Below are 14,096 nucleotides of genomic sequence, written 5' to 3' on the forward strand. Positions count from 1 at the left end.
AATGATGAGCCACACACTTTGGACTGATTTACGCCTGGCCCCCAACGCCGACCCCGAGCACGTCATCGAAGATGCGTGTCTGGTCGAACAGGCAGGCCGTATCGCCTGGATGGGCCCGCGCCCTGCTCTGCCCGCGCAGTGGCAACACCCTACTCACGAACACAGGCTGGGAAACCGCTGGGTCACCCCTGGCCTGATCGATTGTCACACTCATCTGGTTTACGGCGACAATCGCGCCCAAGAGTTTGCCCTGCGGCTGGCCGGGGCCTCTTATGAAGACATCGCCCGCCAGGGTGGCGGCATTGTGTCCTCCGTCAAAGCCACGCGCTCCCTGAGCGAAGACGAATTACTCGCCCAAGCCCTGCGCCGACTGGATGCCTTGCTGGACGAAGGCGTCACCGCGATTGAAATCAAATCCGGCTACGGCCTGAATCTGGAGAGCGAGCGCAAGATGCTGCGTGTGGCCCGCCGTCTGGGTGAGCTGCGCCCGGTCACCGTACGCACCACCTTTTTAGGGGCCCATGCCCTGCCCCCTGAATTTGCCGGACAAACCGATGCCTATCTGGATCTGGTGTGCGATCACATGCTGCCCACGCTGGCACAAGAAGGACTAATCGATGCAGTTGACGTCTTTTGCGAGCGCATTGCCTTTGATTTGAAGCAGTCCGAGCGCGTCCTGAAAGCAGCCCAGGACCTGGGTCTACCCGTCAAAATGCACGCCGAACAGCTCTCCAACCTGGGCGGTACGGAAATGGCAGCCCGTTATCACGCCCTGTCGACCGATCATCTGGAATATCTGGATGAGGCCGGTGTCATCGCCATGAAACAAGCAGGAACCGTGGCCGTACTCCTGCCCGGTGCCTACTACTTCCTGCGTGAAACGCAGTTGCCCCCTATCGGATTGCTACGCAAACACGGCGTGCCCATGGCCCTGTCCACCGACAGCAACCCCGGTACCTCCCCCTGTGCCTCCCTATTATTGATGCTGAACATGGGCAGCACGCTTTTCAAGCTGACAGTCCCGGAGGCCCTGGCAGGCGTCACCCGCCATGCCGCCAAAGCCCTGGGTGCCCCGGATATCAGCGGTGAATTGAGTATCGGGGCCCGCGCCGACTTTGCCGCCTGGGATATAGACTCCCTACCTGAGCTGGTCTACTGGCTGGGCCTGCCACGCTGTGCCCTGGTCGTGTACCAAGGAATCATCAGCCGTGACCTGCGTAAGGAGTCACCATGACTATTCTGCGGCACTATGAGGCACTTTGGGCCCCTTGGGCCTATCTGGACAGCCAATGGCAAGCCAATGTACTGCTGCGCTGGGATCTGGACGGTACGCTAACGCATGTTCTCCCCGAAGCCAGCCAACAAGACATAGACACCGCAGGCTCCGTCTATAAGGCACTGGGCGCGGCACTGCCGGGCATGCCCAATCTGCATTCACACGCTTTTCAAAGCGCCATGGCCGGGCTGACCGAATTCCGGGGGCAAGGCCAGGACAGCTTCTGGAGCTGGCGCGACCTGATGTACCGTTTCGCTGCCCGTCTGGAACCCGAGCATATGCAGGCCATCGCCCAATGGCTCTATATACAGATGCTGAAAGCGGGCTATACCAGCGTGTGTGAATTCCATTACCTGCATCACCAGCGCGACGGCCAAAATTACGCACCCATAGGCCTGCTGGCCCAAGGCGTCATGGAAGCGGCCAGCGCCAGCGGGCTGGCCATTACCCTGCTGCCCGTGCTGTATCAGCACAGCAATTTCGGCAGTCAGGCTCCCCGCCAGGATCAACAACGCTTTTTGAATAGCCCCACACAATTGCTGCACCTGCTGGAGTCCTTGCACAACAGCCACCCCTTACATGCGGACCGGCGTTACGGTATTGCGCCCCACTCCCTGCGCGCCGCCAATACTGCTTCCATCAATACCCTGATCGACGGCCTGCACAGCCTGCCCTCGCGCCACCCGATTCACATCCACATTGCCGAGCAAATGGCCGAAGTGCTGGCCTGCCAGGACATTAAGGGCTGCAGCCCAGTGGCCTATCTGTATGACAACTTCAATGTGGACGAACGCTGGTGTCTGGTCCACGCCACTCATATCGACGAGCAGGAGCGCAAGCAAATTGCCCGTAGCGGTGCCGTAGCAGGCTTGTGCCCGACCACCGAGGCAAATCTGGGCGATGGCCTGTTCCCCGCCGCCGCCTTTCTGGCTGAGCAAGGGCGTATGGGCCTAGGTTCAGACAGTCATATCTGCGTGGACTGGCGCGCCGAATTGCGCTTGCTGGAATATGGTCAACGATTGATCAGTCAGCAACGCAATGTGCTGACTTCCCCCCAACAGCCTTTTGTAGCGGACTATTTGTTTGAAACCTGCACGCGCGGTGGCGCACAGGCCTCCGGACGAACCAGCGGACAGCTACGCCCCGGCCATCAGGCGGATTTCATGGTGATTGATTTGGAACACCCCAGTCTGGCGGGACTGGATAGCCAACATTGGCTGTCGGCTCTGGTCTTTTCCGAACGCGCCCACACCAACCCGATTCGCGATGTGTTCGTCAGCGGTAAAACCTGCATTAGGGATGGCCATCATCCGCAAGAAGAAGCGGCCTGTGCGGCTTATAAAAAAACGCTGGAAAGTCTGATGACAAAAGCCTAGATCCAATAACCCGACCACCCATTTTCTTCATGGCGATCTGCACACCATAGGCAATGAAGCCAGGCTGTCTGACACGTTCAGTGCCTCGTATTATGGTCTAGCCGAATCCAGCAACAAGCAAAAGGCAGGAAGCTGATTGAACTACTCACCCGACTCTACTCAGCTTCCTGCCCTGGATCCAATGAGCCCCCAGAGTGATGCATAAAAAAACCCCCGGCTTGGTAATCCAGGCCAGGGACAAGTTCGTGGAGACAACAACAATCAGCAGTCCTTCATGAAAGCTCAAACAGATCCACCGCCGTCGCGGCCAGACTCTCGTCCAGCACCAAAGTTTTCAGAGCTTCAATGTCCGGTGCCAGATAGCGATCTTGATCGTAGAAAGGCACGACCTGACGAATCGCGTCTTGCACCTTCTTCAAACGCGCTGAAGTCAACAAAGGCGCATGAAAATCAATACCCTGTGCCGCACACAGCAATTCAATAGCCACAATCGCAGCCGTGTTCTGCGCCATGTCTTCCAGCCTGCGCGCCGCAAAGGTAGCCATGCTGACGTGGTCTTCCTGATTAGCCGAAGTCGGCAGACTATCCACACTGGCAGGGTGTGCCAGCGACTTGTTTTCCGAAGCCAAAGCCGCCGCGGTCACATGAGCAATCATGAAGCCCGAATTCAAACCAGCGGAAGGTACCAGGAACGGGGGCAGTCCAGAGATGCTGGCGTCAATCAACAAGGCCACGCGGCGTTCTGCCAAGGCACCCATTTCAGCAATGGCCAGCGCCAAACCATCAGCAGCGAACGCCACCGGCTCGGCATGAAAGTTGCCACCTGAAAGCACCTGATCCGGTTCGCCATTTTTGCCGGGGAACACCAGCGGGTTATCCGTAACGGCATTGGCTTCGGTCAGCAAGGTACGTTCGTTTTGCGTGATCAGATCCTGAATCGCGCCCATGACCTGGGGCTGGCAACGCAAGCTGTAGGGGTCCTGCACCTTGTTGTCATTGTCACGGTGCGACTGACGAATCTGGCTACCGGCCAGCAACTGCCGATACAGGCGGGCGGCATAAATCTGCCCTGGCTGCCCACGCACCTCATGGATACGCGGATCAAAAGGCGCATCACTGCCTTTGGCGGCGTCCACACTCAAGGCACCGGCCAAAATCGCACTGCGGAACAAGGTCTGGGCGCGGAACAGGCCATGTAACGCCAAAGCCGTAGACACTTGCGTACCATTGATCAGCGCCAGCCCTTCCTTGGCCGCCAGCACAATCGGGGTGATACCGGCCTTGGCCAAAGCCTGCTGAGCCGGCATCCATTCGCCCTGCCACTTGGCTTGTCCTTCACCGATCAGGGTCAGCGTCATATGCGACAGAGGCGCCAAATCGCCCGATGCCCCCACAGACCCTTTGGACGGAATGAAAGGCACCACCCCCGCATTCAGAATGTTCAGCAAGGTCGTGACCACCTGCGAGCGTATCCCCGAAAAGCCGCGCGCCAAGCTGGCAATTTTCATGGCCATGATCAAGCGGGCCACCGCATCGGACACCGGCTCGCCCACCCCCACGGAGTGCGACAAAATCAGGTTCTTTTGCAACTGCTCCAGATCGTGGTCGGGAATGCGTTGCTGGGCCAGCTTGCCAAAGCCGGTATTGATGCCATAAGCCGGATTACCCTCACGGATAATCTTGGCCACAATGGCCGAGGACGCATCCATGGCCCCGATCGCCTCTGGCGGCAGAGTCAGAACAGTCGGTTCCTGCCAGATTTGGCGCAATTGTGCCAAAGTCAGTGCGCCGGGAGAAAGCTCGATACTCTTGCTCATTTATCTGTCCTGTTTTTCTTACTTGATCATGGGCAGTGTCAGCCCGAAATTCTTGGCCGTTTGAATCGCCAGCTCGTAGCCTGCATCCGCATGACGCATCACACCACTGGCGCAATCGTTAATCAAGACCCGCTCCAGACGAACGTCAGCCTGCTCAGTACCGTCAGCCACAATCACCATGCCCGCGTGCTGACTGTAGCCCATGCCCACCCCGCCCCCGTGGTGCAGCGAGACCCAGCTAGCCCCGCCTGCGGTATTCAGCAAGGCATTCAACAACGGCCAGTCCGACACAGCATCCGTGCCATCACGCATGCTTTCGGTTTCGCGGTTGGGGCTGGCCACCGAACCGGTATCCAAGTGGTCGCGGCCAATCACAATCGGCGCTTTCAGCTCGCCGTTACGCACCATTTCGTTAAAGGCCAGACCGGCGCGGTGACGCTCACCCAGCCCCAGCCAGCAAATTCGTGAAGGCAAGCCCTGGAAAGCAATGCGCTCCTGCGCCATGTCCAGCCAGCGATGCACGTGCTGATTGTCGGGGAACAGCTCTTTGATCTTTTGATCGGTTTTGTAGATGTCTTCCGGGTCGCCCGACAAGGCCACCCAACGGAACGGGCCTTTGCCCTCGCAAAACAAGGGGCGAATATAGGCGGGCACAAAACCGGGAAAGTCAAAGGCATTGGCCACGCCTTCATCAAACGCGACTTGGCGAATGTTATTGCCGTAGTCCACAACCGGAATACCCATTTTCTGGAAATCCAGCATGGCCTGTACATGAACCGCGCAAGACTTGGCGGCCGCTTGCTGAATGCGGGTGTGTTGCGTCGGGTCTTTCTGCGCGGCCTGCCACTGTTCCACCGTCCAGCCTGACGGCAAATAGCCATTGAGCAGATCGTGGGCGGACGTCTGGTCCGTCACCAGATCAGGTTTCAAACCACCGGCTTGGGCGCGTCGCACCAGTTCGGGCAATATATCGGCCGCATTACCCAGCAAGCCAATCGACACAGCCTCCTTGGCCGTAGTGTGTTGGGCAATCAGCTCCAACGCATGGTCCAGATCGCGCGCTTGCTTATCCAGATAACGAGTCTGCAAACGGAAGTCGATACTGCTTTGCTTGCATTCAATCGTCAGCGATACCGCCCCAGCAAAGCTGGCAGCCAAAGGCTGTGCGCCGCCCATGCCACCCAGGCCAGCAGTCAGAATCCAGCGCCCGGCCAGCGAACCACCAAAATGCTGACGACCTGCCTCGGCAAACGTCTCGTACGTGCCTTGCACAATGCCCTGGCTGCCAATGTAGATCCAGCTACCTGCCGTCATCTGTCCGTACATGAACAAACCGGCCTGATCCAGCTCGTGAAACGTCTCCCACGTGGCCCATTTAGGGACCAGATTCGAGTTGGCCAGCAACACACGCGGCGCATCGCTATGAGTACGAAACACACCCACCGGCTTGCCGGACTGGATCAGCAACGTCTGGTTATCTTCCAACTGGCGCAGGCTGGCCAGAATCTGGTCGTAGCACTCCCAGTTTCGGGCCGCACGCCCGATGCCGCCGTACACCACCAGATGCTGGGGATTCTCGGCCACGGCCGGGTCCAGATTGTTCTGAATCATGCGGTACGCGGCTTCCGCCACCCAGTTCTTGCAACTGAGCTGTGTCCCCGTAGGGGCATGAATCTGCCGCGTGGCATCAAAACGTGGATCCTGGCTGGCCGCCGAAGTGTGATGATCAGGCATGCTGATGTCCTCCATCTGGGGTGTCTCTGGATACGCGCTGGTTCTATCTGGCAGGCTGTTTCCACACGCGGAAAGCAGACCCAAGCGCCGACAAAACAACGGTTTTCTTGTAAGCTCACGCCAATGTATAGTCATTTTTTAAAGTTGTCTATACATATACGAAAGAGAGTCTTGCATATGCTCATGAGCGTGAACATGACAAGCATCATTCATTGCCCCGTTCACGATCTTAAATCTGGTCTGTGCGAGGCTCTTTTGAGTGTGAACACGTCCTACAGGAAAACATAAGAATGGATGTTCCCATGACGAGTCATTCATCGTCCGAACCGACCCTGCCCGCCTATCTGCAAATCAAGAATTTTGTGCTGGAGAAAATTCAGTCCGGCCAATGGCGTGCAGGTGACCTGGTCCCCACCGAACTGGCTTTATGTAAGCAGTTTGGTGTATCACGCATGACAGTCAACCGCGCTCTGCGCGAACTGACCAACGACGCGTTGCTGGTCCGCATCAAAGGCTCGGGCACTTATGTGGCGCAGCCCAAATTCCAGTCCACCCTGATCGAGATACGCAGCATCGCGCAGGATATACGGGAGCGCGGCCACCAGCACAGTTGTCAGGTGCTGAGCATGGAGCGGCTGCAAGCCAGCCCGGCTCAAGCGCGGCTGTATGATATTGCGCCGGGTGCGACGTTGTTTCATTCCATTATTGTTCATGCGGAGAACGGCTTGCCCATCCAGTACGAGGATCGTCTGGTGGATGCACACATGGCCCCGGATTACATGGAGCAAGACTGGGACCAGATCACGCCCAATGAGTATCTGCTGCGCGTTGCTCCCTTGCCGACCGGCTTTTACAGCATCGAGGTACTGGTGCCGCCCGCCGGAATCGCACAGGCCCTGCACATGAAGGAGCAGCAGCCCTGTTTGGTGATGGACCGCCGCACTTTTTCCAGCGAGCAGTTCACGACTCACGCCAGGCTATGGCATCCCGGCGATCGCTATAAATTCACCGGCAAGATGTAAGCTGTAAACCTGCTCCGCCTGGAGTTTGAGTCCCAAACGCATTGATCAGGCGGACAGGTTTTTCGCCTTCCTGAGCCATACCACATCGCCATTTTCTGATCGCTTGCAACCCCCACCGTCCCTCTATCAGCCTATTGCCACCACGCTGGAACGGGCCTGCTCATGCTGGCGATAGCAGGTCAAAGATAGCCCTGTGTGGCGCTTGAAATAGCGGCACAGATAGGACGGATCCTCAAAATTCAACTGATCGGCAATCTGCCCGATCGCCAGTTGGCTGTAGGAAAGCAGCGCCTTGATCTCCAGAACCACTTGCCTGTCGATCAAGGCCTTGGGGCTGTCGTTGAAGAGCTCTTTGCTCAGTTGAGATAGGTAAAACGGCGTGATATTGAGCGCATCCGCATAAAACTTCACCTCTCTGTGCTTTCGACATTGCTGGCCTACCAGCTCCCAAAACCGCCAACTGATCATTTCCTTGCGGCTGAACGGCTGACTGTCCTGGTATTCGGACGGAATCTGCTCGGCAATACGCAGAAAGAGATTCTGCAACTGGTTACGCAGCATGATGTGTTGATACAGCCTGCGGGTCTGCACAATCTCGCGCAGTTGCACCAGCCATGCAGCCAGCAATGCCCGATCCCTCTGCGGGGGCATACACAAGGGATTGTCGTGCAGGAACACAAACAAGGGATTGGGCAGCGGATAAGCCACTTCTGAAGCCAGGCTCTTGGGCATCAACAGAAAAAACACCTTGAAGCCGCGCGAACGCCGTTTCAGTATGGCGATGGTGTCTTCAGCCAGCACCAGCACATCATCACGCTGCACAATCTGGTCCTTGAAATTCAGGCTGACCCGGGCACGGCCTGACAGGCAAATCATCAAGGTCATATAGGCATGACCAAAAGACAAAGGCATCCCCACGCCTTCGGACAGCGTTGTCTCGCCCGTCAAGCAACCGTCGTTGGCGTTGAATAACTGTGGAATGTGATGCATGGGGATGGGCTGTCCTTTACTGGCTGACAACAGACAAGACTTTCTAAAAGTACCGAAAGTACCAAGGTACTGCTCTGTTCCCTAAACCCACCAGCTTCTATTCTGTTTTCTACTTGATTGCGAGTAAAGAAAATGAAACTTCAAACAGAAAGACTTATTTTACGACCCTGGCAGGACAGCGACGCCGAGGATTTGTACGAATACGCCCAAGACGAACGAGTTGGCCCGATTGCCGGCTGGCCTGCTCATACCAGTGTTGAGGAAAGTACTGAAATTATCCGCACCGTTTTCAATATGCCCGAAGTGTATGCCGTCGTACACAAGGACAATGGCCGGGCCGTCGGTTGCATTGGCATCCTGATCGGCAAGAACAGCAACATCCAGATCAGTGAAGAAGAAGGCGAAATTGCGTACTGGATTGGCGTCCCCTACTGGGGTCAGGGCTTGATCCCTGAGGCCGTGCGCGAAGTGATGCGACACGCTTTTGAAACACTGAAGCTGAAGGCCCTGTGGTGCGGCTACTTTGCCAACAATGCCCAATCGCAGATTGTGCAAACCAAGTGTGGCTTTCGCCATCATCACACCGAGGAAAACAAGTACAACCCGTTTCTGCAGGACTATCGGACTGAACACATCAGCCGTATTACAGCCCAGCAATGGCTGGCCTTGCCCAAACAACCGGCTTAAACGCCTGTCGTAATCCACGCACGCCGTGGTACTGGGCATAACGGTGACTCAGACCACGTGCTTGATCAGCCAAGCGGCAAGGTACATGCCCAGACCAAAAATTGCGTGTGTCAGCACGCTGCGCAAACGGTTGACCCAAGGCGTAGGGGTACGCGATGCCGCCACCCCCGCTCCCATGGCGGGCTGCATCACAAAAAAGGGCATCACGACCGTGACCGTACCCACAATGACAGCAGGCAGCCAGCGGGGATCCTGCAACCACGCGGTGCCGTAGACCGCCACCATCAAAAAGGCGAAAACAATGCCCACGGCGTAGTGAATGAACCAGCCCCAGGCAGACTCTCCCGCAATCGGCTCAGCTTTGCCGATATGACTGTGCGCGAGTTGACCACGCAGCAAATGCCCAGCCCAACGGCCCACCATGGCGTAATCTAACGTGGCAACACCCATCGTCTTTTGAATCAGGCCCCAGATATCCATAAACATAGTGGCTCCGACTCCAATCAGAATCACTTGCCCCCATTCATTGATCGATAACATTGGCACTCCTTTGCATTGATACACCTATCGTTCTGAGCGATCATAGAAGTTGAAGTCAACTTCAAGTCAATAGGTATACGATGGATATCTCAGAAGTCGCCAAACAAACCGGCTTGCCCTCCTCCACTGTGCGCTATTACGAAAAAGAAGGCCTGATCCGTGCCGTCAGCGCCCCTGGTGAGCGACGTCGTTTTACGCCGCACGTGCTGGATCAATTGGCCTTGATTGCCTTGGGGCAAGCGGGCGGTTTGTCGCTGGAAGAGATACGGGCCATGCTGCCTCCCGATGGGGCTCCGCAGGTGGACAGACAATTGCTGCTGTCCAAGGCCGATCAACTGGATGCCACCATCAAACGTCTAACAGCCATGAGCGAAGGCTTACGGCACGCAGCCCATTGCCCCGCTGCCAATCATACGCAATGCCCGACATTCCAGCGCCTGCTGAAAGCCGCCGCCATCCGTGTAAAAAAGAACAAAACCAGCGGCTGCAGCGAAGTAGTAGTGTCGCGTCGTGCCAAAACGGTGTAGGGCAGAAAAGCCACAACCCTACTGGGCTGATGCTTCAAAATCATAGAAACCTCCCCCTATAATGAACGCTTGTCTCAGCAAGGCCATGTACCCTCTTGGGGATTGCGCCTACCTACACAAGTACCGCATTTCGCCAGCAATGCCCCTGCAAGCTATTTGAATGAGGAGCCGTCTGCATGACGAGCACTAAGTCAGCAACTGAATAAGCCGCAACAAGCTCTGGTCTTGTTGCGGCGTTCTGTACTTCCAATCCCGCTGATTGATAACAAACAGACGCCGCCCGATTTCTTTTTCGAGTGGTAATTTTGTTATGTCTTCCTCACGCTCTTCCTGGGCTTTTACGTTGCCAGCCGCCCTGCTGCTGATGACGCCCTTCGACATCCTCGCCTCCCTGGGGATGGATATTTACCTGCCCGTCGTACCGGCCATGCCGGAGCTTCTGGACACCAGCCCTGACATCATCCAGTTGACCCTTAGCCTGTACATGCTGTTATTGGGTGCAGGGCAACTGATTTTTGGCCCCCTGTCTGATCGCATAGGCCGACGGCCTGTTTTGCTAACAGGTGCCGCCCTGTTTGTGCTGGCTTCAACCGGAGCCGCCTTGTCCAGCTCCGCCTGGACGTTCGTGGGTTTCCGGGTGCTGCAGGCACTGGGGGCTTCGGCCACCCTTGTGGCCTTGTTTGCCACCGTGCGCGATGTCTATGCCGATCGCCCCGAAGGGGTGGTGATTTATAGCCTGTTCAGCTCCATTCTGGCTTTTGTTCCCGCATTGGGACCCATTGCAGGTGCTCTAATTGCCAGCGTGGGAGGATGGCAAGCCATCTTCCTGAGTTTGGCTGGCACAGGGCTACTGGCCTGGATTCATGCGCTGCTCAGATGGCCGGAAACGCGGCCTGCCAAACCGCTGCATCCACAGCAATCTGCGCTGGCCGTACTCAAAAGCCCAGCCTTTTGGGTCTACACCCTGGGCTTCTCCACCGGGATGGGGACATTTTTTGTCTACTTCTCGACCGCAGCACGAGTCTTGATCGGACAAGCGGGCTATTCAGAAATGAACTTCAGCCTGGCCTTTGCCAGTGTTGCCCTGGTCATGATCGTCACTACTCGCCTGTCCAAAAACGTTGTGGCTCGTTGGGGAATAGCCGGGAGCCTGAAACGCGGCATGGGCTTGATTGCCCTTGCCGCCCTGTTGCTGGCAACAGGACAGCTCTTGCTGAAACCCTCCTTTACCAGCTTTATCCTGCCCATGTGGGTAGCCGCCATCGGCATTGTGATGACGGTATCCGTCACCGCCAATGGCGCCCTGGCCCAGTTCAACGACGTGGCCGGTTCCGCCGTTGCCATCTACTTTTGCGTGGAAAGCCTGATCGTTAGCGTGATCGGCACCTTGGCCGTAACCTTGCTTGATGGGGATACAGCATGGCCGCTGGTGGTGTTTGGGCTGGCAATGAGCAGTGTTGTTTTGCTTGCCTTGATGTTGCTGGAGGCAAAGAACAAGCGCGGGGATTAGAGGCAAAAAGAGGGAAAGCTGTCGATAAGCTTTCCCTTTTCCTGGGGGCTATTATTACGACCGTTCGTAAATAACCCAATAAGCAAATTACAGATTGCACAAGGCAGCCCCAATCCTAAAAACCCGTAATACCCATCTTGATAAACAATAAAGACGGATATTACGGTCAATAAATCAGAAGTCTTTGACGCTACATGTTTCACAGATTTGTCCATGGCGAACATGGCAGAAAAGGCCAACGATGAAATACGATGAGGCACAACGCCCCCCCCCTAAACGCTTGCAGGAAGCCAGCGCCATTGGTCAGAAGCTCCAGCAACTGCGCATCGCCCATGGAATGACTCAAAGCGATGTAGCTGCTCGTGCTGGTACTTCTCGGTCCACGGCCGCCCTGCTTGAGCAAGGCAATGAAAGCCGAACGATGTCTCAGATCCTGCGCTACCTCCATGCCATTGAGCCCGAACTTACCTTGCTGGATCTGCTCACAGAGCAGTCCGGCGCTCTGCGGAGCTTCAACAATGCCAACAAGGTACAGCGTGTCTCCAGGAAGAATGTATCGAATACGGCCAGCATCGCTCCAGCCAAGGGCAAATATGACTTCTAAACCGCGCAATCCATACAGCCGGCCACCCAGTAAGCTTGCTGTATTTGCCCAGCAAAGGATGCTGCGCATCCAGCAAGCAGGACCAGGTACGAGCAGGATCTCTTCATTCATGGGTTCTTTGTAGAACTCGGCGTACTGCCGATACAGCCGTTCCCAATCGACCCGGTCGTACGGTTGCAAATCCCGGATCTGAATACCATCGGTTGCCGGCTGTTCTACCCACGGGGTAAAGGCCGATGCGCGCGCCGACAGAGGCACGGCTTTCGAGGATGATTACTTACTGATTCGCGGTGCGATTGCGGGCCTGGGACTGGCCTTGATACCGCAGGAGTATGCACAAGATGAAATCGCCGCAGGCCGCTTGGTGCAAGTACTGGACAAGCCCTGGCCAGCCCACTTTGCCTACTACTTGGTGACCTTGCCCGGTACAACGCAAAGAGCAGAGGTCCGTGCCTTTAGTGATTGGATCATTGAACAGGCACAGCTATAGCAAGGTAGCCAGGCTTCTTCCTGCTGCTGCTGCTGCTGCTGCTGCTGCTGCTGCTGCTGCTGCTGCTGCTGCTGCTGTAGTAGTAGTGGTGGTGGTAATAATGACTGCTATCTCAGCGCAGAAGGGAAAATAAAACAGTGCGTGATCGCTTCCCCATCCAGCCTATGTAGCACCACCACTTCAACAGTCCCGATATCACGCCCCCAGCTCCAGACATCGAAAATCCGCCTGACTTCCAACCAGGAAGCATATGATTTTTTTTGAAAAAAAACCCCGTCCCAACAGGACGGGGCAAACCTCAACAAGCAAGTGAAAAACGCTTAAGGCACTTCCACAGCCACCGGGCCACGGGGACGGGAACAGCACAACAACACTTTGCCCTCTGGCACAGGGTCCAGAGGCTCTTCAAAATAATCGACCTCGCCCGATACCAGAGTGCACATGCAGGTATTGCACAGGCCCGCACGGCAATTGAAGTCCGGACTCAAGCCCGTTTCTTCAGCCAGATCCAGCAAGGAAGGACAATCCTCATGCCATTGAGCCTGACGACCGTCGGGCAAGAACGTCACGGTCTGCGTGGCATCCGTGGCGGTTTCATCCACGACGGCGGGCGACTCCAGCTCTGACACACTTGCAATCGCACTGCCAAGCACGTCAGGCCCTGCCCCTGACGGCTCTGGCTGAACAACGCTGGCCGCAACATCACCGTCCAGGGTGTTTTCCAGCACCGTGGCCGGGCCAAAAAACTCGTAGTGAATCCGCTCTTGCTCCACCCCCAGACTACGCAGCACACCGTAATTGCTCTGCATGAAGGCACTGGGCCCACACAGGTAAAACTCGTAATCATCCAGCGGTAGCCAACGCTGCAACTGCTCACGTGTAATCAGTCCGGCCACATGATGCAAACCGGCTTGTTCATCATTTTCAGTCGGGTTGCGATAGCAGAAATAAAGCTGCACGCCGTCGCGTTGTGCCACCAGCTCGCGCATCTCATCGGCAAAGGCATGCACCGCGCTGTTATCACAGGCATGGATTACATACACTTTACGCTGACTGCGTTTAAGCAAACGATGCAGCATGGCCAGCAAAGGAGTCTGGCCCACGCCGCCGCTAAGCAGCACCACAGGCCGTTGGCTGCTCTCGTCCAGCACAAACTCGCCCATCGGCCCAGCCGCACTCAGCACATCGCCCGGCTGCACCTGTTGGTGCAGATAGGAGGAGGCCAAACCATCGGCCACGCTCAAGCCTGCCGGGGCCTTCTCGTGTTTGACAGAAATACGCAGACGATCCGTGCAATCGGGGTCCCCCGATACACTGTAATTACGCAGCACGGTTTGCCCGTCAATCTCCAGACGGAACACCAGATACTGACCCGGCTGATAAGGCGGCACAACACCGTCCACCGGCTGCAGTACAAACGAAGTAATCACGTCGCTTTCGTGCTGCTTGTCCAGGACGCGATAATCCCGGAAACGGCGGTTGGCCGTAGTCTCCGTAGACGCAGATGATGCAGTCGTATTCAT

General features: G+C 56.4%; 13 protein-coding genes and 1 pseudogene. 9 read left to right on the forward strand and 5 right to left on the reverse strand.

The window, feature by feature from the left end; all coding sequences use genetic code 11:
- The first annotated feature begins 4 nt into the window (after positions 1–4).
- Complete coding sequence (hutI, locus tag ACDI13_RS09490) at positions 5–1,234, forward strand: imidazolonepropionase (protein ID WP_316990791.1); 1,230 nt, start codon at positions 5–7, stop codon at positions 1,232–1,234.
- Positions 1,231–2,652, forward strand: a complete 1,422-nt coding sequence (locus ACDI13_RS09495) for a formimidoylglutamate deiminase (RefSeq protein ID WP_316990790.1) — start codon at positions 1,231–1,233, stop codon at positions 2,650–2,652. The genes hutI and ACDI13_RS09495 overlap by 4 nt, the downstream gene beginning before the upstream one ends.
- Before the next feature lie 272 nt (positions 2,653–2,924).
- Here ACDI13_RS09495 and hutH read toward each other — a convergent pair whose 3' ends face one another.
- Positions 2,925–4,469: a histidine ammonia-lyase gene (gene hutH / locus ACDI13_RS09500; protein ID WP_316990789.1), complete on the reverse strand. Its 1,545-nt coding sequence runs from the start codon at positions 4,467–4,469 to the stop codon at positions 2,925–2,927.
- A gap of 18 nt (positions 4,470–4,487) precedes the next feature.
- Positions 4,488–6,218 carry a urocanate hydratase gene (gene hutU / locus ACDI13_RS09505; protein ID WP_372372408.1) on the reverse strand — a complete coding sequence of 577 codons (1,731 nt, stop codon included), beginning with the start codon at positions 6,216–6,218 and terminating at the stop codon, positions 4,488–4,490.
- 287 nt (positions 6,219–6,505) lie between these two features.
- On the opposite strand from hutU, the gene hutC reads away from it, so the two are divergent.
- Complete coding sequence (gene hutC, locus ACDI13_RS09510) at positions 6,506–7,225, forward strand: histidine utilization repressor (protein ID WP_316990779.1); 720 nt, start codon at positions 6,506–6,508, stop codon at positions 7,223–7,225.
- 126 nt (positions 7,226–7,351) lie between these two features.
- On the opposite strand, the gene ACDI13_RS09515 is transcribed toward hutC, so the two are convergent.
- Positions 7,352–8,215 (reverse strand): helix-turn-helix domain-containing protein, encoded by an 864-nt coding sequence (locus tag ACDI13_RS09515; RefSeq protein ID WP_316990778.1) that lies wholly within the window; start codon positions 8,213–8,215, stop codon positions 7,352–7,354.
- A 132-nt stretch (positions 8,216–8,347) separates the two neighbouring features.
- On the opposite strand from ACDI13_RS09515, the gene ACDI13_RS09520 reads away from it, so the two are divergent.
- Positions 8,348–8,902 carry a GNAT family N-acetyltransferase gene (locus ACDI13_RS09520; RefSeq protein ID WP_316990777.1) on the forward strand — a complete coding sequence of 185 codons (555 nt, stop codon included), beginning with the start codon at positions 8,348–8,350 and terminating at the stop codon, positions 8,900–8,902.
- 48 nt (positions 8,903–8,950) lie between these two features.
- Here ACDI13_RS09520 and ACDI13_RS09525 read toward each other — a convergent pair whose 3' ends face one another.
- Positions 8,951–9,442: a DUF2938 domain-containing protein gene (locus ACDI13_RS09525; RefSeq protein WP_316990776.1), complete on the reverse strand. Its 492-nt coding sequence runs from the start codon at positions 9,440–9,442 to the stop codon at positions 8,951–8,953.
- A gap of 80 nt (positions 9,443–9,522) precedes the next feature.
- Here ACDI13_RS09525 and ACDI13_RS09530 point away from each other — a divergent pair, with 80 nt between their 5' ends.
- From ACDI13_RS09530 to ACDI13_RS09550, 5 genes and pseudogenes are all read left to right on the forward strand, one after another.
- On the forward strand, positions 9,523–9,969 hold the full coding sequence (locus ACDI13_RS09530) for a helix-turn-helix domain-containing protein (protein WP_316990775.1): 447 nt from the start codon (positions 9,523–9,525) through the stop codon (positions 9,967–9,969).
- A 310-nt stretch (positions 9,970–10,279) separates the two neighbouring features.
- Complete coding sequence (cml, locus tag ACDI13_RS09535) at positions 10,280–11,479, forward strand: CmlA/FloR family chloramphenicol efflux MFS transporter (RefSeq protein WP_316990774.1); 1,200 nt, start codon at positions 10,280–10,282, stop codon at positions 11,477–11,479.
- Between the two features lie 337 nt (positions 11,480–11,816).
- Positions 11,817–12,083, forward strand: coding sequence for a helix-turn-helix domain-containing protein (locus ACDI13_RS09540; RefSeq protein WP_372373111.1), 267 nt, complete (start codon positions 11,817–11,819; stop codon positions 12,081–12,083).
- A 220-nt stretch (positions 12,084–12,303) separates the two neighbouring features.
- Positions 12,304–12,573: pseudogene (locus ACDI13_RS09545) on the forward strand (LysR substrate-binding domain-containing protein); the annotation flags it as partial.
- On the forward strand, positions 12,533–12,706 hold the full coding sequence (locus tag ACDI13_RS09550) for a hypothetical protein (protein ID WP_372372412.1): 174 nt from the start codon (positions 12,533–12,535) through the stop codon (positions 12,704–12,706). The pseudogene ACDI13_RS09545 and the gene ACDI13_RS09550, both read left to right, overlap by 41 nt.
- Positions 12,707–12,893: 187 nt before the next feature.
- On the opposite strand, the gene ACDI13_RS09555 is transcribed toward ACDI13_RS09550, so the two are convergent.
- Entirely contained in the window at positions 12,894–14,096 is a 1,203-nt protein-coding gene (locus ACDI13_RS09555; RefSeq protein ID WP_316990772.1) for an FAD-binding oxidoreductase, read from the reverse strand.

The organism is Alcaligenes faecalis, from assembly GCF_041521385.1.
Classification (GTDB): Bacteria; Pseudomonadota; Gammaproteobacteria; order Burkholderiales; family Burkholderiaceae_B; genus Alcaligenes; species Alcaligenes faecalis_E.